Genomic DNA, 26,888 nt, shown 5'->3' with positions numbered 1-26,888 from the left:
CTATTCCAGGATCTCCGGGACCTCTGCCTGTTCTCTGTCTCCAAGGACAGCCTCCCCCTGAAGGCTGAGAAAAGGATAGAGCGGCCGGGTAACCATGTAGTAACGGTTTGAGTTGTTCCACAGGGTAAACCCCGAAGCGGGAGAATTTTTGGTTCCCCTGAGCTGCCGCTCCAGGTACTCCGAATATTCCGGTTCCTCCATGTAATATTCGAAGGGGAGCAGAAAGGCCTGTACGTAGGGACGGATAATGCTCCTGCCGTCGGCGATTCTGGCCGAACGGGATGAACCCTCCTGATAGATTCGTTCCGCTCTTTCCAGATAGGGCAGATCCTTCATGAAACTCCGGGGAAAATGGGAGGGGTAATACATGGGACAGATAACATCCACATAATGGGATACAAGCTCTATGTTCTGCCCGATCCAGTTGCCCATGCGGTACCAGGAGTTAAAACCGTAGAGGTCCGTGCTTATGGGAACGCTGATTTTTTCCCGGACCATGATCAGGAAGGATTCCAGAGCCTCTATGCGGCTCATGCCGTCATGTCGATGACGATACCGGGCTGTGGAGAGGTTCCCGTCGGAGGGGAAACGGATATAGTCGAACTGAATTTCGTCAACCCCCCTGGCCTGAAGCTCCTCTGCTATGGCCAGGTTGTACTCCCAGACATCCTGACTGAACGGATCGACCCAGAACTCCCGCTGACGATAGACAGTTTCATCCTCTTCATTTTTTTCCGGAACAAAATGGCCCCAGGGAGCGTTGCGGGAGGAGTCCCATATAGCGTAGCGATTCTCCCTGTAATCGTAGAGCTGTTTATCCTTGAATACCACCATACGTCCGACCACGTACACATCCCGGGCGTGGCAGGCTGCTATCAGTTCATCCAGCTTGAAACGGGGACGCAGGGCGCCGGCATTTCTGACAGTCTCCAGATTTGAATCGTAACTGATCCAGCCGAAGTCATCCTTTACGTCCACGGTCACCGCGTTCATTCCGTTCTGAACGAGGAAATCCAGCAGGGCCGTCAGCTTATCTCCCGAGGCGTTGGCGGGATTGATATAGATACCGTATTTATCTGCGGCCCTGTTCCGGCGGGTCTCTGCATCGGGGTCCGGTTCAGGCAGAGTATTCTCCACCGGCAGAGGAGTTTTTGTCCACCTTCCGGCAGTGAATGAATAGATGGCTTTTGTCCCCCATACCTGCAGTACCTGGTCCGTGGATTCACCTCCGGAATCCTGCTTGACGGCGGGAGAAGAAAACCAGAGCCCCTTTATCTCGTCACTGAAGGGGAACCTGACGCTTTCCCAGGCTTTTAAATCACTTTCCGCGAGATAAATCCGGGAGCTGAAGCTCGTACCGACAGCAATGCGGCCCTCTTTGTCCACGGCAATACCGCTGATCTCTTCATAAAAACCCGCCCCCCTGTAGATTTCCGGGAGGGTTTCAGAGAGCTTCGTCCAGGATTTTCCCTCGTCGGTACTTCTGAAAAAGCCGTTGAAGGATGTTCCCAGGTAGATAAGCTTATCCCGCCCGAGGGCGACGGAAGTGAGGTAATTTGTAGAGGCAATGGGCTCATTCAGGGGGATTTCCCTGAAGGACTTCCCCCTGTCGTCAGATAAGAAAAGCCGGGCATTGGTAGTTACCGCCAGCCGCCTGGAATTTACCGGATCTATGCTTACGGCACTGAGATCTTTGGGTTTGTCGTCGGAAAAAGGATAGACAACCCGGCGGGGAAGCCCCTGGCTCAGAGGGCTCATATCGCCGCTGAGGGTATCGAAAAAATTGAGTCCCCCCTCCCGGATAAGGGTGTACCAGCCTGAATCACCGGCAGGAACCCCCCGCTCGACATATCCGCCCTTCTCGGCATTCACATCAGTTGAAAAAACGAAAAAAAACAGGGCAAGAAAAACTGCCGCGGGAAAAATACTCCGGCTTCTAAGCATACACGCCCTCTCTGATTCTTGTGTTCATAGGCGGAGTCAGCTTATCATGGGAACCTGCTTCGATCAACGGCATGCCCGACGGATGCCGGGGACATACAGAGGCCCCGGGGAATCAGTCCAGCCAGCCCTTGCTTCGCTCCACGGCCTTTTTCCAGAAATGAAAGCGATCTTCCCGCTCCGCCGGTTTCATGACCGGAAGCCAGCGCTTGTCTTCCCGCCAGTGTTTCCCGATCTCCTCCTGGGATCTCCAGAAACCGACGGAAAGCCCTGCAGCATAGGCCGCGCCCAGGGCGGTGGTTTCGGTAATCTCCGGCCGAATAACCGGCCTGCCGAGAATATCGGCCTGGAACTGCATTAATAGTTCGTTGCGGACCATGCCTCCGTCCACCCGTAGGGATCCTATGCTGATTCCCGAATCACCCTCCATGGCCTCCATCATCTCCCGGGTCTGGAAGGCCGTAGCCTCCAGTACCGCCCGGGCCAGGTGACCGCTCCGTGCATAGCCTGTAAGGCCGGCGACAATTCCCCTGGCATCCGAGCGCCAGTGGGGGGCAAAGAGACCGGAGAAGGCGGGAACAAAATAGACCCCGCCGCTGTCGTCGACGCTCCGGGCAAGTTCCTCCACCTCGGCGCTGCTCTTTATCAGGCCCAGGTTGTCCCGGAGCCACTGAACAAGGGCCCCGCTTACTGCGACAGAGCCCTCCAGGGCGTACTGCACCGGTTCGTCCTTCCAGCGGTAGGCCACGGTGGACAGAAGCCCGTGGCTTGAACGGATCAGTTCGTCCGCCGTATTAAGAAGAAGGAAACAGCCGGTTCCATAGGTATTCTTCGAACTTCCCTTTGAAAAGCAGGCCTGTCCGAAAAGGGCCGCCTGCTGGTCCCCGAGAATACCGCCAATGGGAATTTCATCCCCGAAGGGACCGTCGGCCTCGGTTGTACCGTAGGGCTCTGCGGCAATGGAGGACCGGATCTCCGGCAGGATCTCTTCAGGCAGACCCCAGAGGGAAAGGAGTTCCCGGTCCCAGGTGCAGCTTTGAATATCCATCAGCATGGTTCTGCTCGCATTGGTAAGATCCGTTACATGGGACTTTCCGCCGGTGAGCTTCCAGACCAGCCAGGAATCGATGGTACCGAAGCGGGCGCTGCCCCGGGAGATGGCGGAAGCGGCGGCGGCCACATTGTCCCTCATCCAGACAAGCTTCGGCGCAGAGAAGTAGGTGGCCGGGGGAAGACCGGTTTTCCTGGTCAGAAAAGGATGATGATCCTTCATGGACTCCACAATCCCGGCCGTACGGGTATCCTGCCAGACAATGGCATTGTTCAGGGGTTTACCGGTCTCAGCGTCCCAGAACAGGCTGGTCTCCCGCTGATTCGTTATTCCAACAGCGGCGATTTGTGAACCGGAGATCCCGCTTTTCTTCAGAGTATCCCGGATAACCTCATCGGTGCGGGTCCATATTTCCCCTGGATCATGCTCTACCCAGCCGGGCCGCGGATATATCTGGGTATGCTCCTTCTGGCTGGAGGCGACCTCCTTGCCGTGTCGGTCGAAAAGGATAAAACGGCTGCTCGTGGTTCCCTGGTCTATTGCTCCGATGTAGTCTCTGCTCATTTACTGGTTCCTCCATCCTCTCTGTTTTCAGGCTAAAGCTGCTTTTTCCCCTTGTCAAGAAAAAGAGGGGGATCAGCCAGGCCCTGATCTTGATGCTCCCCCGCTACATATCTACAATACCCCCTGTGAAAAAGAGTACGGGTATTCCTGCGGCCCTTTTGGCTCTGATTCTTTGTGTCTATCCTTTATTTGTTTTTGGAGGCTGTGCTTCAATGGGTCAGCAAAAATCCCGTGACATAACAGGTTTCATCAGGCTGCGTAAGAGCAGACCCGCTTTTTCCAGGCAGCAGGAACCTTCTCCGGAACTCGATGAATACCTCGATTACTACAGACTGGCTTTCAACCGGAACCGGTACTGGTTCGGATACATCAAAGTCGGAGAGTACCGCTGTGCCTCTCACCTGAGCCTTCCCGAGGGGCAGGCAAAAGGAACCGTGCTGCTGATTCACGGATTTCTCTCCCACTTCGGTTTTTTTCAGGACCTGATTCCCCTGCTCCTCGATGACGGCTGGGCTGTCGCCGGCATCGATCTTCCCGGCCATGGCCTCTCGACAGGTACTCCCACCCACATAGACGATTTTTCGGAATACGGAAGCGCCGTGGCCGCTCTTGCGGATACTGTCGCCCCGGAAGCGCCCGGCCCGTTTATCGGCATCGGCCACTCCATGGGCTGCGCGGCCCTTCTGGAATACAGATTGAAGGGAGGAGAGATGATCCGGGACTACATCTTTGTCGCACCCCTTGTGCGCTCCACCATGTACGGACTCTCCCAGTTCGGTTTTGCCATTTTCAATCCTGTAATAAAAACCCTTCCGCGGATGTATCAGAAAACGAGTTCCGACCTGGAGTATCTTGATTTTCAGGAAAACCGGGATCCCCTGCAGCATGACGCCATTCAGCCGGACTGGGTCCGGGCCCTGTTCTCCTGGAACAGCAGAATAGAAGAGACCAGGCTTCCACCCATGGGTCTGACAATCATTCAGGGAGACCAGGACAAGGTTGTGGATTACAGCTACAACCTGAAATTCTACCAGGATCAGCTTGATACGCTGCAGATATACAGCATCCCGGGAGGCCGGCACGAACTCCTGAAGGAGGCGGAACCTTTCAAGAGCATGACCTTCTCCCACATCCTTTCGGTCCTGAACAGGAAGGAGCCGAAGCATGAGTAGATTTGCCGTCCCGGCTGTTCTGCTCCTTGTTATCTGTTCCGGTACATTTATTCAGGCCGAGGCTGAAGAGGATTATACCGTTTCCCTGGTAACCAGCGGCCCCGGAAGCGAGGTCTACCTCTGGTGGGGCCATATTACCCTGCTTGTGGAGGACCATTCACTGGGCAGAGATTACCTCTATGACTTCGGGGTCTTTTCCTTTGAAACGGAAAACTTCCTTAGCAACTTCATCCTCGGCAGGCTCTGGTACATGAGCTACCGAAGTTCCGGAGAAGCGGGCATACGGCGCACGATACAGGAAGACCGCCGAATCCGCATTCAGGTTCTCCGCTTCCCCCCGGGAAACAAGCTCAAGCTCATACGGGAACTGGAACGGCGGGTATTACCTGAAAACCGTGAGTATCTCTACGAATACTACCGCGACAACTGCGCGACCCGTATACGGGACCTGCTGGATGATGCCTACGACGGAGAACTCCGCAGGGTCTCATCGGCCCGGGACGCCATGACCCTGCGTCTTCAGACCCGCCGTTTTACCGGTCGTAACAGGTTCATAGAGTGGCTTCTCATGTTTCTGATGAGCGGTAATATCGATCAGGAAATAAGCGGCTGGGAGGCCATGTTTCTTCCCTCCGAGATCCCCGGGTATATGGAGAAGATCAGCTTCTCTGACGGAAAGGATGCCGATACGCAGGCAGTCGTCTCCGACCGGATTGTCCACCTCCCGGAACATGAACGGAACATACCGGAGGTGCCGGGAAACCCGCTTCCCGTCCCCCTTGGTGCGGGGATTCTCGCCGCAGGATTTCTGATAGCAGGCAGGTTCTTACGGGGAAAGGCCGGCATACTGGTGGAAGTCATCTTCCGTCTGATCCTCGTATCAGGGGCACTCCTGGGAAGCGTCCTCTTCTTCCTCTCTTTTTTCACCGACCACGCGGTTACCCATGGAAACTGGAATCTTCTCCTGCTCAATCCCCTGCACTGGATCAGTATCTTCGTGCCCTACCGTCCCGGGAAGAAGAATTCCCCGGAGCAGATACGAATTCGGGATTTTCTTCTTTTTCTTCCATGGCTTGTCAGTATCGATGCATCATTGATCATGATCGTAACCCGATTCTTTGGACTGCCTTCCCAGGATGTCGGGCAGGCGATTGCATTTTTACTCCCCCTCGCCCTGGGAATATGCGGTCCCTGGATTCTGAGGGTATTGAAGCCCGGGCGGAGCCTGAGTATAGTGAGCTAAGCATGTACCTACGTCTTTTTGCAGGTTCATTTTTTCTGGCTTTCTCCGGCGCCATGATGCCGGGACCTCTTTTGACCGCGACCATCGGCGCCGCAGCCAGGAAGGGGCCCTCTGCAGGTCCGCTTTTTATCCTGGGCCACGGAATCCTCGAACTCGGACTTGTCGTCCTGATATTCCTTGGCCTCGGTCCTTTTTTGACCGGAACCTGGACATTTGTGACAATCTCGCTGACAGGTTCATGTATCATGTTCTATATGGCCTTCTCCATGTTCCGCAGTCTGCCGAAACTCTCCCTGACGCAGCATACGACGGATGCCCGGGATTACCGCTCCCTGGTAGGCACCGGCGCGCTGCTTTCGGTTTCCAATCCCTACTGGACAATCTGGTGGGGAACAATCGGCCTCGGCCTTCTTTTACGGGCCGGGAATGCCGGATTTTTTGGGGTGGCAAGCTTTTTCGGCGGCCACGTACTGGGAGACCTGGTATGGTATACGGCTGTTTCTGTCACCATCTGGCGGGGAAAACGTCTCCTGAGCGACCGTCTGTATCGTGGCCTGATCGGTCTGTGCGGCGGTTTTATAGCCGTCTTTGGAATCTATTTTTTCATCAGCGGTATGCGGCCGATTATGGAGGGACTTTCCTGATGAGACCTCTTGCATCTGTTTTATTCATACTTGCCTTGTGTTCCGGAGCTCTTCTCAGCGGAGAGGAACAGTCCGTAAGAATTTACCGCCATGCCGATCCCGAAATGCTTGGCCGTGCCCCGGACCGCAGCAGTATCATATCCGTTGATCTTGCCGATTTTACCCGGGGAATGCCTGCAGGCCTGCAAAGCCCTGAACCGACGGCGTATCTGGTGGAAGCCGGGATTATCAGGAACCTCGAGGATATGACGAAAAACAGCGGCAAAGGCGAAACCCAGGGGCTGAAAGTCGAACGTCTTGGTCACCTGACCTATCGTGTAGAATTTCCCCACTGGAATATCGAGAACGTCTACCGTTTTGATCCCCCCGGTCCGGAGCTGGAATCGGTTATTCGTGATTATTATTCAAACGTCTACTGGCGGGAGATTGTCAGCGGAGAGTATGCCAACAATTACACTGTAACGGTAATCCAGGCAGTTGATCTCCTGAATCCCCGGGGAACGATCGATTACACCGAAGTGCTTCTTGCCGCCGCCCTGGTGGCCTCCAGAGAACAGCCCCTGTGGGGGATTCACGACGGCCTGGGCCTCCTGGATGGCCTTGGGTATGCCCTGACGGAGGCAGAAAACGAACGCGCCCACGAAACACATAACTACAGAGAGTACCTGACCAACAGCAGGAAAATGCGGGAACTTGTTCTGCGGCTTCTCCAGAGCGGAACCGAACTCTCCAGTGCTGTTCACAGCGTTGTCGGCAGTCTTATCCAGTTTGAAAAGGACGAAACACTCCTGCTGCCTGAAGAACTTATCGAGAAAGGCGAAGGGGACTGCCTGGAGTTCGCTCTCTTCTATTACGATATCCTTCGCCGTCTGGGCTGCGAGACAAAGATTCTTGCCCTGGAAGCCGAAGGGGATTACGAAGGGGATCTTCCCTGCGACTTTGTTACCGTCTATCGGAAGGAGGAATTCGGTCCCTGGGGGTATATCCATTACGCCGGCTACGGACCTGCGTCCTTCGATACGTGGGAAGAAATCCCCGGGCACATTTTGCGGGACTCCGCATATTACTATTCCATCGATCCCCTGGAATGCATGAGGGAACGTTCCGTATATCTCCCCCACCGGGATATCTGGTCCGTTTCAAAATATTGAAGGGGAACGGATGTCTGCTTGAGGTACTACCGTGAAAATTGTACTTGTGGAACCGGAAATACCCCAGAACACCGGAAACATAGGCCGGACCTGCGCCGCCCTGGGGGCACAACTCAACCTTATAGAACCTTTAGGATTCTCCCTGGAGGAAAAGATGGTCAAACGTGCCGGCCTCGATTACTGGCACCTCATTGATTACGCACGGTATCCGAGTTTTTCAGCTTTTCTGGAGGCGAATCCCGGGACGCCCCTCTTTTTTCTCAGCACCAAGGGAGCGAAGGTATACACCGAGCTCAGCTACCCTGCGGACTGTGCCCTGGTATTCGGACGGGAGAGCGCGGGGTTGCCGGAGGAGCTCCTGCAGGCCCATCCTGAGCGCTGCATACGAATACCCATGCGGGAAGAAGCCAGATCCATGAACCTTGCCAATTCAGTTGCAATTGCAGCCTTCGAAGTGATGCGTCAGAACAATTTTCCGGGGCTTCTGCGGGAAGGAAGCCCGCGGACCTTCAGCTGGAGCTGAGGTATCAGGAAAAGACTGACAACTTTTCAGTAGACACATTTTTCCCGTACATGGTACGGTAAGTCCCGGAGGAACGGGTGATCAGATCGATAGGATTTATTGGTTACGGTAACATGGGTTCTGCCCTGGCCACAGGGCTTCATAAGGAGAGCCCTGAAACCGCGCTTATTGTGCAGGAACCTGATACGGCGAAAGCGGAGTGCGCCGTCAATGACTGCGGAGCCAGGGTGAACCTTCCTGTACCTGAGTTCTGCGAAGCCTCGGATATTATACTTGTGGCGCTGAAGCCTCAGCTTCTGCGCAAGGTCCTTGGCGCGTATGCTCCATATACCAAAGGTAAAAAGATTATCTCCATCGCCGCCGGTACCCCGATATCACTGTTTACCGAACTTCTTTCCACAGACCAGGTAATTCGCTTCATGCCGAATATCGCAGCACGTGTGGGAAAGGCCCTTACGGCCCTGAGCTGTGCAGAAAAGGTTACAGCGGAATTTCGCGGGGAAGCACTCTACCTTGCCGGCTGCGCTGGAAATACGGTGGAACTGCCGGAATCATCCATGGCCGCCTTTACCGGCCTCTGCGGATCAGGGATCGCCTATGTCTTTGCCTTTCTCCACGCCCTCGCACTGGGAGGGACCGGCGAAGGCATTCCCTACTCCACATCCCTGGAAATTGCCCTCGGTACCCTGGAAGGTGCTGTCGGCCTTGTCCGGGAAGGGAACGAACATCCGGTCAGCCTGTTAAGCACGGTTATCAGCCCCGGAGGAACCACTATACAGGGAGTCGCCGCCCTCGAAGAAGGCGGCTTTACCGCCTCGGTGATGGATGCCGTCGGAAGGGCCGCGTCGCGGGCCAGAGAACTTGAATAATACAAGGCAGTTTTAAAGGTGCCCACAACATAATCAGCGAAGGATACACACATGCTTGATCTTAAATTTATCCGGGATAATGCCGATGCGGTTCGCCGGAATATTGCCAACCGCTTCATGACCGCTGACCTCGACAAGGTTATTGCCCTCTACGAGGAACGCAATCGTCTTCTGAACGAAGTGGACGATCTGCGACGGCAGCGGAACGAGAATGCCGCAAAAATGAAGGGTAAACTCCCTCCGGACGAACGTGCCCCCCTTGTGGAAGAGGGGAAACGCCTCAAGGAGGATATTGCAGGTCTTGAGGAGAGGCTCAAAACTGTCTCGGCGGAGCTCAAGGAAGCTGCAGAGAAAATCCCCAACATGGCGCATCCTGACGCCCCCGTGGGCAAAGAGGATAAGGACAACCTGGAAATCCGCAGATTCGGAGAACCGGTCAGCTTTGACTTTCCGGCAAAGGACCACGTACAGCTTGCCCAGGAGCTCGACCTGGTGGATTTCGATACCGCGGCGAAGGTGTCGGGAACCAAGTTCTATTACCTGAAGAATGAAGCCGTCTTTCTCGAACTGGCCCTTATCCGCTATGCCATGGATATCCTGCAGAAAAAGGGTTTTACCCCCACAATAACCCCTGACATTGCCAAGGAGGAAATCCTCGAAGGCATCGGTTTCAACCCCAGGGGATCCGAAAGCAATATCTATTCCCTAGAAGGAACCGGCACCTGCCTGGTGGGAACCGCAGAGATAACCCTGGGGGGATATCATTCCGATTCAATCCTGGATGCCGCAGATCTTCCCTTGAAAATGGCCGGTTTCAGCCATTGTTTCCGCAGGGAGGCAGGCGCGGCGGGACAGTTTTCCAAGGGACTCTACAGGGTCCACCAGTTCTCCAAGGTGGAGATGTTCGTCTACTGTACACCCGACCAGTCGGAGGAGATACATCAGGAACTGCTTGCAATAGAAGAGGAGATCTTTAAAGGCCTCGAAGTTCCTTTCCGGGTGGTTGATACCTGTACCGGCGATCTTGGGAGTCCTGCATACCGGAAATATGATCTTGAAGCCTGGATGCCGGGCCGGGGAGAGGCGGGAGACTGGGGCGAGGTTACCAGTACTTCCAACTGTACGGATTACCAGTCCAGAAGACTTGGCGTACGCTTCAAGGACGAGGGCAGGAATTCCTACGTTCATATGCTGAACGGAACGGCAGTTGCCGTCTCCAGGGCCATTATCGCCATACTGGAGAACTTCCAGCAGGCCGACGGATCGGTGCGCATTCCGTCGGCGCTGGTGCCCTATACTGGTTTTGATACGATCAGGCCGAAATAATCCGGCCTGAATCAACTCTGTCCGGGACTATTTGCACATCTGGTTCAATACGTCCCGGTACACCTTCTTGTATACGGCAAAGGAGTATTGTTTGTTGCTCCTCATCTTCTCCCGTACCCTTTTCTCGAACTCTTCCACAGCAGGCATAGATAGAGTTTTATCCAGCATGGTTACATAATTAACATCCCGCTGGGCATTGGGAATTGCTTTTTTCGTTACGTCGCACACAACAGTGGTCATACGGCCTCCTCGTAAACTTTATATCAGGGAATTTATATCAGGACACCGCGAAAAACTACTCTTTCTGCCCTGGGCTGAGTTTTCAGCAGCGTCATGAATATAAAATAATAGTAGCGGGATTCAGCGTCCATGTCGAGAGTTTTTTCCTCTCCGGGAAAAAGGTATTTAACATAAAGGCTTCTAGTGGTTATACTTAACATATAAACAGCTGGAGGAGAATCATGAAAAAGGCACTCATTATTGTTGATCTGCAGCGCGATTTCTGTCCCGGCGGAGCATTGGCGGTAAAGGATGGAGACAGCATTGTACCTGCAGTGAACTCCCTGGCAAAATCTTTCGACAAGGTTGTGGCCACCCGGGACTGGCACCCGAAGAATCACATCTCCTTTGCCTCTAACCATCCCGGTAAAAAGGTTCAGGAGATACTGAAGACCGGAGATATTGAACAGGTTCTGTGGCCGGACCATTGCGTGCCCGGCACACCGGGAGCAGAGTTTCATCCCGACCTGGACCAGCGCACGCTTGATCTGATAATCAGCAAGGGGACCTCCCCGAAACTCGATTCCTATTCGGGATTCTTCGAAAACGACCATCTTACCCCCACGGGACTCGACGGCTACCTGAAAAACCTGGGAATCAATGATCTGGCGGTCTGCGGACTGGCTACGGATTACTGCGTATTCTATACCGTAATGGATGCCATCAAGCTCGGCTACAAGGTAGACCTTGTCAGCGACTGCGTCCGGGGCGTGGATTTTCCCCCGGGAAACGTACAAGAGCGCCTGGAAGAGATGCAAAAAGCGGGAGCACGCATAGTAGCATCGGAAGATCCGGCATGACGATCTCTCCCCTGTTCACCGACCTGTACGAACTGACCATGGCCCAGGGATACCTGTTGAATCATCATAATCCCCATGTGGTCTTTGACATGTTCTTCCGCAGGCAGCCCTATGGAGGCGGTTTCGCGATCTTCGCGGGGATTGATACCCTCCTGGACGATCTTGAGGGGCTCAAGTTCAGCTGCGACGACATCAGCTATCTGGGATCCCTTGGATACTTCGGCGACGAGTTTCTCGAGTATCTTTCGGAGTTCCGTTTCAGTGGTTCGGTCCTCTCTTTTCGCGAAGGAAGCCTTGTCTTTCCGGAGGAGCCCCTGATCCGGGTCGAAGCCCCCCTTATCGAGGCGCAGATAATTGAAAGCCTGCTGCTGAACATTGTAAATTTCCAGACCCTTATTGCAACCAAGGCCGCCAGGGTTTTAGTGGCAACAGAGTTCGGCAGCATTCTTGAATTCGGCATGCGTCGAGCCCAGGGGTACAACGGGGCCCTTATGGCATCCCGGGCGGCCTATATCGGTGGTGCCAGCGGCACCTCCAACACACTGGCGGGCAGACTGTACAATATTCCCGTGAGTGGAACCATGGCCCACTCCTGGGTAATGGCCTTTGATTCTGAAGCCGAATCCTTTGAGCGTTACTCCGAACTGTATCCGGACACCTCGATCCTTTTAATCGACACCTTCGACACCCTGAACCAGGGGATCGAGAACGCCATCATCATTGGAAAAAAGCTCCGGAAACAGGGGAAGCGTATAGGTGTTCGCCTGGATTCCGGAGACCTCTCGTACCTGAGCAAGCAGGTACGAGCCAGGCTTGATGCCGCAGGACTCCGGTATGCCTTTATCGCCGTTTCCGGAGACCTTAATGAGCAGATCGCAGCCCAGCTTCTCGCGGAAGGGGCCCCGGTGGATGTCTGGGGTGTAGGTACCCAGCTGGCCACGGGACATCCGGATGCTGCGGTTTCGGGGGTCTACAAACTCTCAGCCCGCTACCAGGGAAGGCAGATAATTCCCACCATGAAGGTTTCCAACAATCCTGCCAAAATGACCAATCCCGGGATTAAACAGGTTTTCCGGTTCTACGATAAAGACAGAACACCCCTGCGGGATGTAATCCAGTTGGCCGATGAACCCATACCGGAGGGTCCCATGGAACTCCATCACCCGACCCTTCACTACAAGCGTACCATGTTCAGTGCCTTTCACTCCGCCGAAGAACAGCTCCTGCCAGTCATGCGGGAAGGGAAACGACTGAATCCGCAGGAAGATCTGAAGATAATTCGGGATCGTGTAATTACGCAGCTGCAGCGGATGGATGAGACCTTCCTGCGACAGATTAATCCCCACGAATACAAGATTTCCCTTTCCCGGGCATTGCGAGACCTAAAGTTCAGAATGATTGACGAATATAACCGTGGCTGATTCAAGGATAGAAAAGATCTGGACTTCCGATGCAGACGCACCGGGTCCGCTGATTATTGCAGAGATTGGAACCTCCCATCGGGGAAGCATCGAAAGGGCCAGGGAACTGATCGATGCGGCGGTGGAGAGCGGTGCGGAATGTGTCAAATTTCAGCACGTCTATGCCGATGAAATCATCCACCCGGAAACAGGCATGGTTCCCCTCCCCGGGGGAGATACCCCCCTGTATGAGGTCTTTCGCTCCCTGGAGACGGGGAGTTCCTTTCTGGAAGCTGCAAAGAGTCATGCCGAAGGACGGGGAATAGGCTTTCTCTGCACCCCTTTTGGGGAACGGAGCCTCAGGGAACTTGTCCAGCTGGGATGCAGAATAATCAAGATCGCTTCTCCGGAGCTGAATCATATTCCCCTGCTTGAAAAGATTGCGCAGAACGAAGTCTCGGCTGTTCTTTCCACCGGGGTAAGCAGGCTTGCGGACATTGAAGAGGCCCTGACTATAGTGCAGAAAAACAGGACAGCCCTGCTCCACTGTGTTACAAGTTATCCGGCTCCGGAGGAAGAGTACAACCTTTTTCTGCTGCCCCATATGTCTGCCCTCTTTGGCGTTCCTGTCGGAATCTCCGACCACAGCCTCGATCCCCTTCTGGTGCCCCTGGCAAGCATCTATTTCGGCGGAGCCTGTATCGAGAAGCATTTTACCCTGGACAGGCAGGGAGGAGGTCTGGACGATCCGGTGGCCCTTCCTCCTGGAGAGTTCACCGCTATGAGCCGGGCGGTACGACATTGGGCAGTGCGGCCGCGGGAGGAGCTTTATGCCTTCCTGGTGGATACATACGGCACCGAACGCATGGAAAGGGTATTCGGGGACGGAAAAAAGGTTCTGGCACCGTCAGAAAGGGCCAACTATGGACGCACCAACCGTTCCATTCACGCCACTGCCGATATAAAGCCCGGCGATGTACTCGACACCTCCAACATCGCCGTTCTCCGGACGGAAAAAAAACTGCGTCCGGGACTGCATCCGCGGTACATGAAAGTCATCCCCGGGCGGACAGCCTGCAGACATATTCCCGACGGCGAGGGAGTTCTCTGGGAAGATATTCATTGAATGTTCTGAAAATCTAGGCTTCGTCCGCAAGCAGACCCAGCTCTTTGATCTCTTCCAGAAGACGCTGGCGGGTAACAGGCTTGGTAAGATACCCTTCGCATTGAGACCGGAATGCAGACATTATATTCTCCGCATCTCCCAGGGCTGTTGTCATTATAACCTTGACCCCCTCGCTCCCCTCTATACCCCGCGAGGCCTCCAGGTTGCGAATTGACTTGAGAACCTGCTGGCCGTCTTTTTTCGGCAGCATGATATCTAGACATACCAGGTCGAAGGGGTCGTCGTTCTCCAGGGATTCGGAAAAAGCCAGTACCGCCTCTTCTCCGTCAACGACCACTTCGCAGATACCATAGGGGCTCAGGTACTTCTGCATCAATTTTCTGCTGGCAAAGTCATCTTCAACAATCAGAATCTTCATGGAGCATCTCCTTGATTCTCCAGCTTAATGGCGACGGCAAAAGGAATCCCCTCAGCGTCGTAACTATAATACGAAAATTTTTCAAGGTCGGGTAACTCGGACTCATCAAAAATAACCTGAGGAAAACTCACGCTGTAGCTCACCGCTTCTCCGTAATATCTGCTGAGGAAATTACCCCCCAGAACATTCAGGAGTTCCAGCAGACAGTCATCGATCTGCTCGACCGAAAGACTGTCCCAGGAGTCACCGTGGATGTTCTCGACAACACACTGCTTGCACTCCCTGGGCATCAGCAGATACATGACACCCCGACATGGTCTGGTAATCTCGATGATCATGATCTGGCTGTGCTCCACCTTCGGAATATCCGCGGGCAGTACATCTACAAAGGCCATTTCCGCAAAGGTCTGCATAACTGCTTCATCCATGCTCTGTTTAAGCTTCTCTTCCCTGGACATTCACTCCTCCATAAACGAGAGGATTTTTGCCGGTGAAACCGGTTTCTTGATAATCGCTTTTACCGCGGATTCCCGCAACTGATCTTCCAGAGCTTCGTTTCCCACACTGGAAATAATAACCACGGGTATATCGCCGATATCCCTGTTTAAACGGAGCTTCCGTACCAGGGTCGTTCCGTCCATTTTGGGCATCTTAATATCACTGACAATAAGATCCACCCTCTCCTTCTGCAGTAACGACAGCGCCGCCAGTCCATCCTCGGCCTCCAGGTACTGAATTTCTCCGTACCCGGCGATCTGGAAGCAGCGTCTGATTATCATTCTGGAAGTAGCAGAGTCGTCGACTATCAGGATTCTACTGCACTCCATAGTATTTACACTCCCTTACAATCAGATTGTCCAGCTGTTTTTTGCATTATGAATAACAATAGTACCCGTATCCACTTCTATCGAAACAGTACGGCTTATTTTTCCTCCCACATCCTCGGCAATCACTCCAAGTCCGTACTTCCACAGGGCCCTTTTGATCGCGATTACATTCCGTCGGCCGATATCGAAGGTCCTGTTCTCGTCAAGAATAGATGCTCCCCCGGCAATCTTTATCTGTGCCTTCCGCTGATCCCCCCCGGCAGCTGAGAAGGCCTTCAGGAGTGCGGGGATTCCAGTGTCGGCAAAGTATCCCGGCCGGGTCTCAGCTTTTTCGGCGTTTACCCTGGATTCCGGCAGGGCCACGTGAATCATCCCTGCGATTCTGCGCACTTTATCGTACATCAGAACCGCTACACAGGAGCCGAGAGCGTAGGTTTTAATCAGTTCTCCGGGGTTTCCACTGGCGTGAAAATCTCCGATGCCAACATCTGTTCTCATATTCCGTTCCTATACCTTCGCTCCCTCAAGCTGACGCAAAACTGCATCAGTCATCGACGAAAGAGGTGTAAGGGAATCAACCGCCCCCATTTCGAAGGCTTCCTTCGGCATACCAAAGACTACCGAACTTGCTTCATCCTGTGCGAAGGTCTTCGCACCGCTTTCACGCATCTGCAGAAGTCCCCTGGCACCGTCACGGCCCATACCCGTCAGAATCACCCCCAGTGCGTTTCCCCCAGCCTCTGCAGCTACGGATTCGAAGAGTACGTCCACCGAGGGACAGTGCCCGTTTACCGGGGGACCCTCTGCACATTTCACTGTGTAGATACCTCCGGACCGTTTAAGACGCATGTGAAATCCCCCCGGAGCAATAAGGACCTGCCCGGTTACCAGTCTGTCTCCGTCTTTTGCCTCGGAAACACTCACCCTGGCATGGTCATTCAGACGATCGGCAAACATCTTCGTAAATTTGGGCGGCATGTGCTGAACAATCAGGGTAGCGGGAAAATTCGGCGGAAACTCCTCGATCATTTTCCGCAAGGCTACGGTACCGCCCGTTGAAGCTCCGATGGCGATAATCTTGTCGGTTCCGCCAACCAGATGTCTGCGGCTCTCATGGGTCTGTACAATTCTGTTATTCCTGTATTCGGATACATCCACGAAGGCCGCGACCTTGATTTTCTGGGCAAGTTCCTGAAACATCTCATCCAGACGGTTTCCGAAACTCGAAGAGGGCTTAAGGACAAAATCCACGGCGCCGAGTTCCAGGGCTTCCAGGGTAACCTGTGCTCCCGGAGCCGTCAGGGCGGAAACCATAACCACAGGAAGGGGATACTGGGGCATCAGCTTGCGAAGGAATTCCACGCCATCCATCTTCGGCATTTCTACATCCAGGGTCAGAACATCCGGCTTTAAATAGACTATCTTGTCCCGGGCGACATATACATCCTGAGCAGTCCCGATAACCTCGATAGCCGGGTCTCTGGACAGACCCTTGCTTAAAAGTTCCCGGGCCAGGGCGGAATCATCAATAATCAATACCTTAATCTTAGCCAAAAAATCATATCCCCCGTTTTCTGTACAGAGCCGGCTGCCTGTACTCAAATGTCGACAGATCACGCCCCAGGGACTCAGAATGTCCGATAAACAGGTGTCCTCCGGGATAAAGCAGGTCGGAAAAATGTTCAACCAGACGGTCTTTCGTCGGTTTATCAAAATAGATCATTACATTTCTGCAGAAGATCATATGGAACTTTCCCTTGAAGGGAAAACTGTCCCGTATGAGATTCAAACGTTTGAAAAGAATCAGAGACCGCAGGTTGTCTTTCACCCGGTAGGTACCGGCGGGTGTAAGAACAAAATGCCGTGCCAGGTGTTCCCGGGAAACACCGCGCACCCGCTCAGCAACATATTCCCCCTTTGCTGCGGCTTCCAGGGCTGTAAGGGAAATATCCGTAGCCAGGATTATTCTGCTGTCCAGGCCGGAGTTTACAGACCGGGCGAAATCCAGCAGCTCAATAGCTAATGTATAGGCCTCCTCGCCGGAGGAACAGCCGGCGCACCAGATTTTCAGCTCCTTTAAATCTCCACCGGGTATACCTGCAAGGGTTTCCGGCAGGATCCTCTCCCGGAGCACCTGAAAATGATCGTTCTCACGAAAAAAATAGGTATGATTGGTAGAGATTTTATCTACAAGTCCCAGGAGCTCGGCCCCTGTGGTATCCTCCATGACAGCCTTGTAATACTGGCTGAAGGAAGTATACCCTCTTTCCCGGATAAGCTTGTTAAGGCGACCCTTGACCAGGGTGACCTTTTTATCCGTCAGATTAATACCAAAACGGCTGTGCACGAGCCGGGAAATATCCTGAAACTCTTTATCGCTGATATCAAGGAGACCGTACATAGTGCTCAATCAAGTTCCTCGTTGACGATTGCCCCGATATCCAGAATCAAACTTACTTCGCCATCGCCCATTATACTGCATCCGGAAATGGCCCGCATCTCTCCCATGTATTCCGGCAGGGCCTTAACCACAAGCTGGCTGTATCCGATGATCTCATCCACAAGAAGAGCGACGCTGCGTCGGCCAGCCTGAGAAACCACCAGGATTCCATCCTCCACGTGGCGTACGCCTCCCATGACCTTGAAAAAATCGGCAAGCCGTACAACTGGAATAAGATCGTCCCGCAACCTGAAGACCTCCTGGAACCGGTTTGTCTCGGTTATCTGTCCGGCTTCCACCTTCTGAAAGGAGGTTACATCGTTGACGGGGACCGAGTAGAGCATGCTTCCGACCCTTGCGGTAACCCCGTCAATAATCGCCAGGGTAAGGGGTATTCTCAGGATAAATTCCGTGCCTTTTCCGGCATCGCTTCGAATGTCTATTTTTCCCCGCAGCTTTTCCAGGTTCCGTTTTACTACATCCATACCCACCCCGCGGCCGGAAATTTCCGATACCTGCTGGGCAGTTGAGAATCCGGGTTCGAAGATCAACTGATAAATCTCATCTTCCGACGGTTCGACATCTGCAGCAATTATTCCCCGTTCCCTGGATTTCTGCAGAATTCTTTCGGTATTGAGTCCCCCTCCATCGTCCTGTATGCTTATCCAGATCTCGTTTCCCTCATACTTTGCATCGAGGTATACATTTCCCGCCGTCGGTTTACCGGCTTTCTTACGCACTTGGGCAGGTTCGATTCCGTGGTCGATGGCATTTCTAATGATATGGACCAGAGGATCGGATATCTCTTCCATTACATTGCGATCCATTTCAGTCTCTTCGCCGCTGACATGAAAATTGACGTCTTTTGAAAACTTGCGGGAAAGATCCCGTACGAGACGCCGCATCTTGCTGAAAAGACCGTCCAGGGGAATCATCCGGATGGACATGGTGATTTCCTGCATCTCCCTGGTGATCTTGGAGAGATAGGTCCCGGCCTTCTGAAAATCCGGAAGGTCCAGAGAGACCAGATCCGGGTTGTGTAAAACCATGGCTTCTGCGGTAATAAGTTCTCCCATCAGATCGAAAAGACGGTCCAGCCTTTCGGTATCGACACGGATATCCTTGCGTTTAAAGCTGTATCCCGAACCTGCATCTCCCCCGGGCTCCGACGGTCGACCCTGCTGTTTCAGGGCTTTCTCGATGCTCTCTGAATCGGTGATCCCCTCCCGGATCAGGAGTTCTCCCAGACGCATTCCCTGTTTATCCAGGGCCTCCTCCACTGCCTCTCTGGATACGGCACCCATTTCGACCAGCAACTCTCCGAGAGGTTTGGCTTCCCCTCTTTTAAGGCGTTCATCACTATACTCTGCCCCGTCTTCATCAGAGAAGGCACCGGGCTTGAGCTCTCCGGACTGTATCCTCTGGAGACCGAATCGTATTTCGTCAATGGCAGTCAGGAGTGAGGAGATAACAGTATTTCGAATGGCCCTGGGGTCCTTGCGCATAACATCCAGAACAGACTCCACGTCCATGCAGAGCTTTTCTATATATCCGTACCAGAAAAACCCCGCATTTCCCTTAATCGTGTGAACTGCCCGAAAGGCTTCATCAATCAGCGAAGCCTTGTGGGAATTGTCTTCCAGGTCGAGAATGGCCTTTTCCGCCGTATCCAGAAGATCCATGGACTCAGCCACATACTTTTCGACCATCTCCCGGGTGAACAGATCTTCCGTTGCGAATCCGCCAGTTTCGGTCGATTCTTTTACACTTTTTGTTTCATCGGAAAAGACAACCAGCTTCTCAACGTAGGGATGTATATCCATCTCGAGTTCGAATATTCGTGTTTCCGGAGATTGGATCTTCTGCTCTGTTTTTTTAGCCAGGTCATCCACCAGGCGTACAAGCAGATCCACCCCTTCAAGAAGGGTGTCGATCATTTCCGCATTCGCCGCAACGGAGCCTTTTCTCACAGAATCCAGAACAGTCTCCATATGATGACTCAGGGTTTTGACACCCGTAAGACCCAGAAAAGAGGAAACCCCCTTTATGGTGTGCATGGAACGAAAAATATCGTTCACCGTATCATGATCACTCTGATTTTCAAGGCTCAGGATCTTTTTTTCAATACTCTCCAGGTGTTCCTGAGCTTCAGAAATAAAGGAAGTCAGCAGGTCAAGATCCTCTATCTCCTTTCCTTCCGGAATATCTGTCCTGACGGGACCGGTATCGTCGGAGTTTTTTCCTGGAGCCTGCAGTTTCTTTAATCCCTTCAGAATACCGGACTTGATTGTCTCTTCGTCACCCGCGGATGTCTGCTGTATAATCGACGAAAACTCATCTGTCAGCGCTTTCAGCAGGGTTGCTTTCTCCTGGTCCTCAGGGTACTCCTGAATGAGCTTTTTCAGGTGCTCCTCTATCTCTATTCCTTCCACCAGGTCGCCGGGGATAAAATCAGAGATTCGGTCAATCAGATCATCAAGTTGAGACATCTGGCACTGCTCCTAGCGGGGAATCAGGATATTCATGACTTTTACCAGGGACGGGGGATCAAAGGGTTTTACAATCCAGCCCTTTACGCCGAGGGCCGCACCCCTGCTCTTTTTTTCCTGGGAGCTTTCGGTGGTAAGAAAAATGATCGGGGTATCCCTGTATTCCGGATTTTGGCGTACCTGTTCCACAAAGCCGAAACCGTCGAGTTCAGGCATATTCACATCAACAATACAGGCATCGACAGAAGTGGAGACAGCCACATCAAGAGCTTTTTTTCCATTCTCAGCTTCGACAATCGTATATCCTTCCGGCTCCAGCGCACGTTTTACCAGCATCCTGATGGTCGGGCTGTCATCTACACATAAAATTTTCATTCCTCTTCCTCTCTCTTAAAAGAGGGTTATGTCCCCTTCGAGCTTGTGTTCCTTTTTTATTTTCTCCCGCTCTTTATGCCGGGTAGAGTCCCGAACTGAAATCCCCAGGACCTCCCACTCATCATCCACGGTAAAATATTTCGTTGCAAGGTCCCGCACCCGCTTTTTAACCAGCTCATCGTCCTGTTCGGCATACCGTGAAAGGAGCGTCTGTTCGTTACAGGAGGACCTTACCTCGTTCAATATAGAATTACAGTGTTCAAGAATCTGACGAATCATATCGTGATACTGCATGGATACAATAATTTGATTCAGATCAGCGGTTACTCCCGTGGAAATCTTCTTTGATTCCTCCACAGTATTGCCGATACTTTCGAGCTGCGGCCGCAGTTCCGTTACAAGCTTGTCCAGATTGCTCTGGGATTCCTCGATCCGGGATATACTGTCTCCAAGAATAAGCTCCTGGTGAGAAAAGGAGCTTTCCACATTACTGGCCGCGGCTACAATCTGGGTGTTGATCTCATCCGCAATTGCCTTGGAACGCCGGGCCAGGGCCTGCACCTCCGAGGCGATAATCCGAAAACCGCCGCCGGCACTTCCAGCCCGGGCCGCCTCAATGGATGCATTTATAGACAGCAGATTGGTCTGATCCGCAAGGTCCGTCAGCCCCTGAGTATAGGAACCGATATTCTGAACAGCCTGTTTCAGCAGATCCATATCCTTGAGGTAGGTGCCGCTGATCTCTTTCAGACCGGATATCAGCGTCCTGTAACCGCCGGTCTCATGCTCGAGTCTGGCAAGACTGCTTTCCAGACCTCCACTTCCATCCATGAGCTCTGTAAGAACATTCTGGATCTCGCCGCCCAGATATTTCGAATGTTCCGCAATGGAAAAGATACGGTCCGATACCGACATATTCGAGGCTTCTGTTTTTTCTATAACCCGTTTAGACAGGGCTTCGAGTATGGGGGCTGCGGCATTCAGCAGTTGCAGGGAGTCGGCAAGGGATGCCAGAACAATATTTTTTGTCTGTTGTGCATCTTCGTTTTTCGCGCGTTCAGTTTCCAGGGAATTTATTTTTTCAGAAGCCGCAGAAAGCATATCCTTCAAATCAGATACTTCCTGTTTCAGAAGAGTCTTCCCTGCTCCCTCAGCGTTTTTATTAACTCCCCGCCGGCGAATAAGCACAGTACCAAGGGTTACAAGAGAAAGGAAAGGAATTATCAGAATTACCGGATCTGAATATCTGATTACAAAAAATACGCCTGTCAGCAACATAGCAAGATGAACAATTATCAATACCATTATTCCCCCGGAAACAATCCTAGTATGGTAAAAAAAACGGACATGCGCAAATAATAGACAAAAAAAAACAACCGAAAGGTTAACCCCTCCGGTTGTTTTCTGGGCGGCATTGGATTCGAACCAACGACCCCTTGCGTGTCGAGCAAGTGCTCTAACCAACTGAGCTAGCCGCCCGAAATGACAGGGGTACTTTTACCATATTATTTCAGGCTCATCAATACCCTTTCCAGAACTTTTTTCCGGTCCAGGGGTTTCACAATGTAATTCTTCGCCCCCAAAAGCAGTGATTTTTTAACAAGGTCCTGTTTTCCAAGAGCGCTTATCATGATAACCCGTGCATCTTTGTCAAATTCAATAATCTTTTCAAGACTGGTTACACCATCCATCTTGGGCATGGTGATATCCATGGTAACAAGATCAACGTTCGGGTAAAGTTCCTTGTATTTCTCGAGCCCCTCCTGCCCGTCCTTTGCAGTTCCCACAACATCAAAGCCTTCGGAGGTAAGAATCTGGCTTATCTGTTTTGTAACGAACATGGAATCATCGACTACAAGCACCCTGTAGGCATTTCCATCGGGGCCTACACCTTCAGCTTTTCGTTCATTTATATTCGGAAAGTCCATCTTAGTCTTCATTGTATCCCCTCCTCTTATGCTCTTTCACGGACGGCGACGTTAATTTCGATTTTACCCTGTTCCAGGTTAACAGGTACAATCAGGGCTTCCACCTCGGTATCGGTAACCTCCATATTATCACCGGTGAATATGGCCGGAGGCGTCAGGTCGAATTTAAACCCGAGATCATGAAGTTTCGTTACCGCCTGGGCAGTAATCATGTTTGCAAGCTCTGTAATTGTTGCTTTCCCGAGGTCATCCAGTTCGCTCAATTCTTCTCCATTCATTGCGGAGGCAATAGCGATAGCGGTGGGGCGACTCATGTCGAAAAGAACGCGTCCCTCAACATCTCCGGCAAGACCTACTATGGCTGCGACACCGAGTACCGGCTGGGATGCAGATTTAAGATAAAGTTCACCCCTTGTTATTTCCGCATTCAGTACCTCGCGAAGGATATTGAAGGCAGATTCAACAAAGGGATTGATATATTCAACTCTCATACATACTCTCCTTGGCCGCCAGGCTGTTATCAAAGCCCGGCACAATATTATCCATTTTTCTTTCTGTACGCAACTAGTCCTGAAGCTTCAACCATGTCCCATTCAGGATCATTAATCCGCTCATGAGCTCCAAGGAACAGCAGGCCGCCGGGTTTCAGTTTTTCCAGGAATTCACTCATCAGGCGGTTCTGATCATTTTTTGACATAAAAGAGATCAGATCCCGGGCCATTATCAGATCGACCTCGGGAAAAGGATTGGAATGAAGTACGTCATGATACTCAAAGAGAATCTGCTTTCGTATTCCCTCGTTTAACTGCTTGCCGTTTTTGGTTTCCTGCATATATGCATCGAGATATTCAGGAATTTCGTTATCATTAAATACAAGATTCGGGGCGGTTGAAATACTCAGGAGGTCGCTGTCGTTGGCCCAGATTTTAATAACCGCTTCCGGATTCTTTGCCCTTAAAGCGGCAGCCAGTGAATAGGTTTCATAACCCTTGCCACAGCCGGGATTCCAGGCAGTCAGATTCCCTTTTCTACCGTCCGGGAGAATCGAAGCCATCGCGTCGGCGTAATCCTTGTTCCATAAACGCCCTGTACAGGGAGAATAAAAATCCTCAAGGAATTTCTGGGCATCCTCGGGGGATTTCAACTGGGCCTTTTCGTCGCTTCCTCCATGCTGAGACTTCCATTCAGCATATCGCTCCCGGATCCATTCGCGGTTCACAGAGCTTACGGTAAAGCGACTGAAGGTTTTCAGGGTATCCTGGAGAAAATCAAGCCCCAGATCACCACTTTTTCCGTCGCCTCCGTAGGCCGACTCTGCTTCAGCTTCCGTTTCGCTGGCCATGGGAATCCCCATGACCTCTACCCGGCTTTCATCCTCTTCATCATCAGCATCCCCGAGAATTTTCTCGACATCCAGAATGATGTAGAGCTTTTTTTCGTTCTCGACAATTCCCTTGATGAACTTGATGTTGATATCACCAAAGAGCGGATGCGGAGGCTGAATGGACGAGGAGGATATACCGACGACCTTATCGATGCTGTCCACGATAACCCCGATAAAGTAGTTATCCAGACGCAGAATAATCATGTCCTCCATCAGTCCGTCGGCTTTGCTGGGAGCAGGAAGATGAAACATAACCCGAAGATCAATTATGGATATAATATCTCCCCGAAGGTTGTAGACTCCCCGGACATAGGGTGCTGTATTGGGCACATAGGTAAAACGATCAGCCTTTGAGATCTCCTTTACCTTCATGATGTCGATGCCGTATTCCTTGCCCGCCAGAGAGAAGGTGACCATCTTGAAGTCGATCTGTTCCGTTACGCCTTTCTGTTCAGTTCCTTGCTGCTGTTCCTGTAAGGTTTCCATTGTATCCCCAATATTTCTAGCCAATGGTTGCTTCCCTTTTTTGACGGTCCGCCAACTCCTGTCTGAATCCGAGTTCAAGCAGCTGGCTTACGTCAATTATCAGCGAGACTGTGCCATCTCCGAGTATCGTTGCCCCGGCAATTCCGGGAGCATTGGTATAAGAATCCCGCAGGGGTTTGATAACCACGTCCTCTTCCCCGATGAGGGTATCTACCATCAATCCCATTTTCTTATCACCGCTGCCGACAATGACAACGAACTGATACTCCCTCTGCTCACTGGTCTGAATCTTGAAAAGCCGGTTAAGACGCAGCAGAGAGATTACATCCTCCCTGACATTAAAGACCTCGTAGTTGTCGATCATCTTGATCTCTTCGGGCCTGATTCGATGACTGTCAATTACCGATGTAATGGGAATGGCATAGATTTCCTCGCCAACCTGGACCAGGAGTCCCTGTATGATGGCAAGAGTCAGGGGGAGTTTGATAGTGAACCGTGTACCGGTCCCTTTTTCTGACCAGACACTCACATTGCCGTTCAACTTCTCGATCTGCTTTCTGACAACATCGAGTCCGACTCCCCGGCCCGAGATACTGGTAACGGATTTCGCGGTGGAAAAACCGGGCTCAAAGATCAGGTTGAAGGCTTCAATATCCGACAGGTTTTTACTGGGATGGATAATACCCCGTTCTATGGCCTTGGAACGGACAGATTCGACGTCGATGCCCCTGCCGTCGTCCTGGATTTCAATGACAATCATGTTGCCTTCGTTCCGGGCGCTCAGCAGAATATGACCCTCTTCTTCTTTTCCGGCGGCCTTGCGGTCATCTATGCTCTCAATCCCATGGTCCACGGAATTTCGTACGCAGTGGATAAGAGGATCCAGGAGATCCTCGATAACCGATTTGTCGAGCTCCGTGTCTTCACCTTCTATCACAAGCTGGATCTTCTTGTTCAGGGATTTTGAAATATCCCGTACGAGCCGGGGAAAGCGGGAAAAAATCTGGGATATCGGTACCATCCGGATCTGAAGAACCCTCTCATGAAGGTCACTGGTCAGCCTTCCCAGGTTCTGGGATGTACCGCGGAATTTGTTCACAGCGGTTTTAAGTTTATTTTCAAAAGGCTCAAAGATATTTATCAGATCGCCGAAGCGTTCATTGAGCTGGTTCCGTACATCCTTTTCGGAGGAACCATTCTGCATCTCCTCCGCCAGGTTCGGAACCAGGTCCAGGATTTCCTTCATTCTTTCACGAAAAAGATTTTCAGCTGCGGAAAGTTCTTCCTGGGTCTCGGAGAACTGGGTGCTGATCTGATTGAAGGTCGCCTTATTGATGACGGCCTCGGAAACAAGGTTCAGAAGGTTGTCGATTCTGGAACTGTCCACCCTGAGGACAGAACCGAGCTTTTTACCTTTTTTTGCCGCCGCCTGGGGCTCCGCAGACCCGGACAAATCTCCGGAGAGGGACTCTATTTCACCGGCAGTTTCCACTTTTTCCCTGGCAGGAGCAGCAGAAGGTTTTTTGGATTGAGCAGCAGGAGCAGCCGCTGTCTTTTTCTTTTCTGCCTTCGGCTTTTCTTTTGCGGCTTCACCGCTCAGCTCCGCCAGGGAGACCGAATTTACGACATCCGGGATGTCAACCCGCGTACGCAGGGAGTCAAGGGTTTCTTCTGTGGCGACAAAGTAAACCACCCGGGGATGGAACTGATCCTCATACAGCTCCTCAAAGTCGGGTACTGTTTTCAGTACCGTACCTGCTGCCTTGATGGCGGCATAAAGCTGTATTCCCCCCACGGTATTCATGGGATTGTCTTCGTCAAAATCCACGGCGATTTCGTAGATCTTTTCCCCGGCCCTGGCCGCATCCTTCAATTCAAGGATCTCATACTCGGAAAGATCTGAACCTCCGGGTCCCTCGGCGGATACATCTCTGACCGTCGAAGGTTGAGCGGCTTCCTCAACCACTGTTTCTTTAGTCTTTGCACCTGATTCCTCAGTACTGAAGCTTTTTAGCCGCCTGCGGGTCTCTTCCGTATCTCCTGTGAACGTCTCGCCGGAGGATCGGGCATCGATAATACCCTTGATGATATCGATGGAGGCCAGAAGAACATCGATCAGGTCTTCACTAACCCGAACAGAGCCATTCCGTATCTCGTCAAGCAGGTCCTCCAGAAGATGGGTAAAGCTGGACAGATCATTCATCTGTACCGTCGCCGCTCCCCCTTTGAGGGTATGGGCAGCACGGAAGATCTCGTCCACCGCCTCCTTGTTCGTGGGGTCGTTCTCGAGGACCAGAATATTCTGCTCGAGAACCTCTACCTGCATGTTGGCTTCCATGAAGAAATCCTTCAGAAGCTCTTCGTTATTTGGATCAAGGTAGTCGCTCATCTTGGAATTAATCTTTATATATATATAGCGTTAAGTCAAGCACGATTTTGAGATATTTGACTT

26 protein-coding genes and 1 tRNA gene are annotated in these 26,888 nt (G+C 52.2%); 10 read left to right on the top strand and 17 right to left on the bottom strand.

The window, feature by feature from the left end:
- The gene (locus B4O97_RS05440) at positions 1 to 1,944 is read right to left on the bottom strand and encodes a putative glycoside hydrolase (RefSeq protein WP_083049013.1); all 1,944 of its coding nucleotides are present in this window, start codon (positions 1,942 to 1,944) and stop codon (positions 1 to 3) included.
- A 112-nt stretch (positions 1,945 to 2,056) separates the two neighbouring features.
- Positions 2,057 to 3,556, bottom strand: a complete 1,500-nt coding sequence (glpK, locus tag B4O97_RS05435) for a glycerol kinase GlpK (protein WP_083049011.1) — start codon at positions 3,554 to 3,556, stop codon at positions 2,057 to 2,059.
- Positions 3,557 to 3,768: 212 nt separating this feature from the next.
- Here glpK and B4O97_RS05430 point away from each other — a divergent pair, with 212 nt between their 5' ends.
- The 7 genes from B4O97_RS05430 (at position 3,769) to serS (ending at position 10,484) form a co-directional block, all read left to right on the top strand.
- The gene (locus tag B4O97_RS05430) at positions 3,769 to 4,728 is read left to right on the top strand and encodes an alpha/beta hydrolase (RefSeq protein ID WP_158084171.1); all 960 of its coding nucleotides are present in this window, start codon (positions 3,769 to 3,771) and stop codon (positions 4,726 to 4,728) included.
- Positions 4,721 to 5,971: a lipoprotein N-acyltransferase Lnb domain-containing protein gene (locus B4O97_RS05425; RefSeq protein WP_083049008.1), complete on the top strand. Its 1,251-nt coding sequence runs from the start codon at positions 4,721 to 4,723 to the stop codon at positions 5,969 to 5,971. The genes B4O97_RS05430 and B4O97_RS05425 overlap by 8 nt, the downstream gene beginning before the upstream one ends.
- 2 nt (positions 5,972 to 5,973) lie before the next feature.
- Complete coding sequence (locus B4O97_RS05420; RefSeq protein ID WP_198947022.1) at positions 5,974 to 6,615, top strand: LysE family transporter; 642 nt, start codon at positions 5,974 to 5,976, stop codon at positions 6,613 to 6,615.
- A complete protein-coding gene (locus B4O97_RS05415) occupies positions 6,615 to 7,766 on the top strand; it encodes a hypothetical protein (RefSeq protein ID WP_083049005.1) in 1,152 nt (383 codons plus the stop codon). The genes B4O97_RS05420 and B4O97_RS05415 overlap by 1 nt, the downstream gene beginning before the upstream one ends.
- A 31-nt stretch (positions 7,767 to 7,797) precedes the next feature.
- The gene (locus B4O97_RS05410) at positions 7,798 to 8,289 is read left to right on the top strand and encodes a tRNA (cytidine(34)-2'-O)-methyltransferase (protein WP_083049003.1); all 492 of its coding nucleotides are present in this window, start codon (positions 7,798 to 7,800) and stop codon (positions 8,287 to 8,289) included.
- Between the two features lie 77 nt (positions 8,290 to 8,366).
- Positions 8,367 to 9,158, top strand: a complete 792-nt coding sequence (proC, locus tag B4O97_RS05405; protein ID WP_083049002.1) for a pyrroline-5-carboxylate reductase — start codon at positions 8,367 to 8,369, stop codon at positions 9,156 to 9,158.
- A gap of 51 nt (positions 9,159 to 9,209) precedes the next feature.
- The gene (serS, locus tag B4O97_RS05400; RefSeq protein ID WP_083049000.1) at positions 9,210 to 10,484 is read left to right on the top strand and encodes a serine--tRNA ligase; all 1,275 of its coding nucleotides are present in this window, start codon (positions 9,210 to 9,212) and stop codon (positions 10,482 to 10,484) included.
- Between the two features lie 27 nt (positions 10,485 to 10,511).
- On the opposite strand, the gene B4O97_RS05395 is transcribed toward serS, so the two are convergent.
- Positions 10,512 to 10,724 (bottom strand): hypothetical protein, encoded by a 213-nt coding sequence (locus B4O97_RS05395; RefSeq protein WP_083048999.1) that lies wholly within the window; start codon positions 10,722 to 10,724, stop codon positions 10,512 to 10,514.
- A 221-nt stretch (positions 10,725 to 10,945) separates the two neighbouring features.
- Between B4O97_RS05395 and pncA the strand changes: the two genes are divergently transcribed.
- From pncA to B4O97_RS05380, 3 genes are read left to right on the top strand one after another with little or no spacing between them, the layout of a single operon-like run.
- Complete coding sequence (gene pncA, locus B4O97_RS05390; RefSeq protein WP_083048997.1) at positions 10,946 to 11,563, top strand: bifunctional nicotinamidase/pyrazinamidase; 618 nt, start codon at positions 10,946 to 10,948, stop codon at positions 11,561 to 11,563.
- Positions 11,560 to 12,984, top strand: a complete 1,425-nt coding sequence (locus B4O97_RS05385) for a nicotinate phosphoribosyltransferase (RefSeq protein ID WP_083048995.1) — start codon at positions 11,560 to 11,562, stop codon at positions 12,982 to 12,984. The genes pncA and B4O97_RS05385 overlap by 4 nt, the downstream gene beginning before the upstream one ends.
- A complete protein-coding gene (locus tag B4O97_RS05380; RefSeq protein WP_233142941.1) occupies positions 12,977 to 14,089 on the top strand; it encodes an N-acetylneuraminate synthase family protein in 1,113 nt (370 codons plus the stop codon). The genes B4O97_RS05385 and B4O97_RS05380 overlap by 8 nt, the downstream gene beginning before the upstream one ends.
- A gap of 13 nt (positions 14,090 to 14,102) precedes the next feature.
- On the opposite strand, the gene B4O97_RS05375 is transcribed toward B4O97_RS05380, so the two are convergent.
- The 14 genes from B4O97_RS05375 to B4O97_RS05310 all read right to left on the bottom strand — a co-directional run bounded on the left by B4O97_RS05375 (position 14,103) and on the right by B4O97_RS05310 (position 26,825).
- Entirely contained in the window at positions 14,103 to 14,507 is a 405-nt protein-coding gene (locus B4O97_RS05375; protein WP_083048994.1) for a response regulator, read from the bottom strand.
- Complete coding sequence (locus tag B4O97_RS05370; RefSeq protein ID WP_083048993.1) at positions 14,504 to 14,965, bottom strand: chemotaxis protein CheX; 462 nt, start codon at positions 14,963 to 14,965, stop codon at positions 14,504 to 14,506. Before B4O97_RS05370 ends, B4O97_RS05375 begins: the two co-directional genes overlap by 4 nt.
- On the bottom strand, positions 14,966 to 15,334 hold the full coding sequence (locus B4O97_RS05365; RefSeq protein ID WP_083048992.1) for a response regulator: 369 nt from the start codon (positions 15,332 to 15,334) through the stop codon (positions 14,966 to 14,968). It lies immediately after the preceding gene.
- 21 nt (positions 15,335 to 15,355) lie between these two features.
- Positions 15,356 to 15,832, bottom strand: a complete 477-nt coding sequence (locus B4O97_RS05360) for a chemotaxis protein CheD (RefSeq protein ID WP_083048991.1) — start codon at positions 15,830 to 15,832, stop codon at positions 15,356 to 15,358.
- 9 nt (positions 15,833 to 15,841) lie between these two features.
- The gene (locus B4O97_RS05355; protein WP_083048990.1) at positions 15,842 to 16,888 is read right to left on the bottom strand and encodes a protein-glutamate methylesterase/protein-glutamine glutaminase; all 1,047 of its coding nucleotides are present in this window, start codon (positions 16,886 to 16,888) and stop codon (positions 15,842 to 15,844) included.
- Positions 16,889 to 16,892: 4 nt separating this feature from the next.
- Positions 16,893 to 17,735, bottom strand: a complete 843-nt coding sequence (locus B4O97_RS05350; protein ID WP_083048989.1) for a CheR family methyltransferase — start codon at positions 17,733 to 17,735, stop codon at positions 16,893 to 16,895.
- 5 nt (positions 17,736 to 17,740) lie between these two features.
- Positions 17,741 to 20,263, bottom strand: coding sequence for a chemotaxis protein CheA (locus tag B4O97_RS05345; protein WP_083048988.1), 2,523 nt, complete (start codon positions 20,261 to 20,263; stop codon positions 17,741 to 17,743).
- 12 nt (positions 20,264 to 20,275) lie between these two features.
- Positions 20,276 to 20,638: a response regulator gene (locus tag B4O97_RS05340; RefSeq protein WP_083048986.1), complete on the bottom strand. Its 363-nt coding sequence runs from the start codon at positions 20,636 to 20,638 to the stop codon at positions 20,276 to 20,278.
- 15 nt (positions 20,639 to 20,653) lie between these two features.
- A complete protein-coding gene (locus tag B4O97_RS05335) occupies positions 20,654 to 21,739 on the bottom strand; it encodes a methyl-accepting chemotaxis protein (RefSeq protein ID WP_233142958.1) in 1,086 nt (361 codons plus the stop codon).
- 304 nt (positions 21,740 to 22,043) lie between these two features.
- A tRNA-Val gene (locus tag B4O97_RS05330) sits at positions 22,044 to 22,117 on the bottom strand.
- Positions 22,118 to 22,143: 26 nt separating this feature from the next.
- Entirely contained in the window at positions 22,144 to 22,578 is a 435-nt protein-coding gene (locus B4O97_RS05325) for a response regulator (protein WP_083048984.1), read from the bottom strand.
- Between the two features lie 14 nt (positions 22,579 to 22,592).
- Positions 22,593 to 23,057, bottom strand: a complete 465-nt coding sequence (locus tag B4O97_RS05320) for a chemotaxis protein CheX (protein ID WP_083048982.1) — start codon at positions 23,055 to 23,057, stop codon at positions 22,593 to 22,595.
- A gap of 47 nt (positions 23,058 to 23,104) precedes the next feature.
- Complete coding sequence (locus B4O97_RS05315) at positions 23,105 to 24,436, bottom strand: CheR family methyltransferase (RefSeq protein WP_083048981.1); 1,332 nt, start codon at positions 24,434 to 24,436, stop codon at positions 23,105 to 23,107.
- A gap of 16 nt (positions 24,437 to 24,452) precedes the next feature.
- Positions 24,453 to 26,825 (bottom strand): chemotaxis protein CheA, encoded by a 2,373-nt coding sequence (locus B4O97_RS05310; RefSeq protein WP_083048979.1) that lies wholly within the window; start codon positions 26,823 to 26,825, stop codon positions 24,453 to 24,455.
- Positions 26,826 to 26,888: the final 63 nt, after the last annotated feature.

Origin of the sequence: Marispirochaeta aestuarii, assembly GCF_002087085.1 — a bacterium.
Classification (GTDB): domain Bacteria; phylum Spirochaetota; class Spirochaetia; order JC444; family Marispirochaetaceae; genus Marispirochaeta; species Marispirochaeta aestuarii.
This window is presented reverse-complemented; position numbering and strand designations above follow the sequence as displayed.

Coding starts and splice junctions, on each gene's coding strand:
- B4O97_RS05440 (WP_083049013.1), bottom strand. CDS start 1,944: ATGCTTAGAAGCCGGAGTATTTTTCCCGCGGCAGTTTTTCTTGCCCTG.
- glpK (WP_083049011.1), bottom strand. CDS start 3,556: ATGAGCAGAGACTACATCGGAGCAATAGACCAGGGAACCACGAGCAGC.
- B4O97_RS05430 (WP_158084171.1), top strand. CDS start 3,769: ATGGGTCAGCAAAAATCCCGTGACATAACAGGTTTCATCAGGCTGCGT.
- B4O97_RS05425 (WP_083049008.1), top strand. CDS start 4,721: ATGAGTAGATTTGCCGTCCCGGCTGTTCTGCTCCTTGTTATCTGTTCC.
- B4O97_RS05420 (WP_198947022.1), top strand. CDS start 5,974: ATGTACCTACGTCTTTTTGCAGGTTCATTTTTTCTGGCTTTCTCCGGC.
- B4O97_RS05415 (WP_083049005.1), top strand. CDS start 6,615: ATGAGACCTCTTGCATCTGTTTTATTCATACTTGCCTTGTGTTCCGGA.
- serS (WP_083049000.1), top strand. CDS start 9,210: ATGCTTGATCTTAAATTTATCCGGGATAATGCCGATGCGGTTCGCCGG.
- B4O97_RS05395 (WP_083048999.1), bottom strand. CDS start 10,724: ATGACCACTGTTGTGTGCGACGTAACGAAAAAAGCAATTCCCAATGCC.
- pncA (WP_083048997.1), top strand. CDS start 10,946: ATGAAAAAGGCACTCATTATTGTTGATCTGCAGCGCGATTTCTGTCCC.
- B4O97_RS05385 (WP_083048995.1), top strand. CDS start 11,560: ATGACGATCTCTCCCCTGTTCACCGACCTGTACGAACTGACCATGGCC.
- B4O97_RS05375 (WP_083048994.1), bottom strand. CDS start 14,507: ATGAAGATTCTGATTGTTGAAGATGACTTTGCCAGCAGAAAATTGATG.
- B4O97_RS05370 (WP_083048993.1), bottom strand. CDS start 14,965: ATGTCCAGGGAAGAGAAGCTTAAACAGAGCATGGATGAAGCAGTTATG.
- B4O97_RS05365 (WP_083048992.1), bottom strand. CDS start 15,334: ATGGAGTGCAGTAGAATCCTGATAGTCGACGACTCTGCTACTTCCAGA.
- B4O97_RS05360 (WP_083048991.1), bottom strand. CDS start 15,832: ATGAGAACAGATGTTGGCATCGGAGATTTTCACGCCAGTGGAAACCCC.
- B4O97_RS05350 (WP_083048989.1), bottom strand. CDS start 17,735: ATGTACGGTCTCCTTGATATCAGCGATAAAGAGTTTCAGGATATTTCC.
- B4O97_RS05345 (WP_083048988.1), bottom strand. CDS start 20,263: ATGTCTCAACTTGATGATCTGATTGACCGAATCTCTGATTTTATCCCC.
- B4O97_RS05340 (WP_083048986.1), bottom strand. CDS start 20,638: ATGAAAATTTTATGTGTAGATGACAGCCCGACCATCAGGATGCTGGTA.
- B4O97_RS05335 (WP_233142958.1), bottom strand. CDS start 21,739: ATGCTTTCTGCGGCTTCTGAAAAAATAAATTCCCTGGAAACTGAACGC.
- B4O97_RS05325 (WP_083048984.1), bottom strand. CDS start 22,578: ATGAAGACTAAGATGGACTTTCCGAATATAAATGAACGAAAAGCTGAA.
- B4O97_RS05320 (WP_083048982.1), bottom strand. CDS start 23,057: ATGAGAGTTGAATATATCAATCCCTTTGTTGAATCTGCCTTCAATATC.
- B4O97_RS05315 (WP_083048981.1), bottom strand. CDS start 24,436: ATGGAAACCTTACAGGAACAGCAGCAAGGAACTGAACAGAAAGGCGTA.
- B4O97_RS05310 (WP_083048979.1), bottom strand. CDS start 26,825: ATGAGCGACTACCTTGATCCAAATAACGAAGAGCTTCTGAAGGATTTC.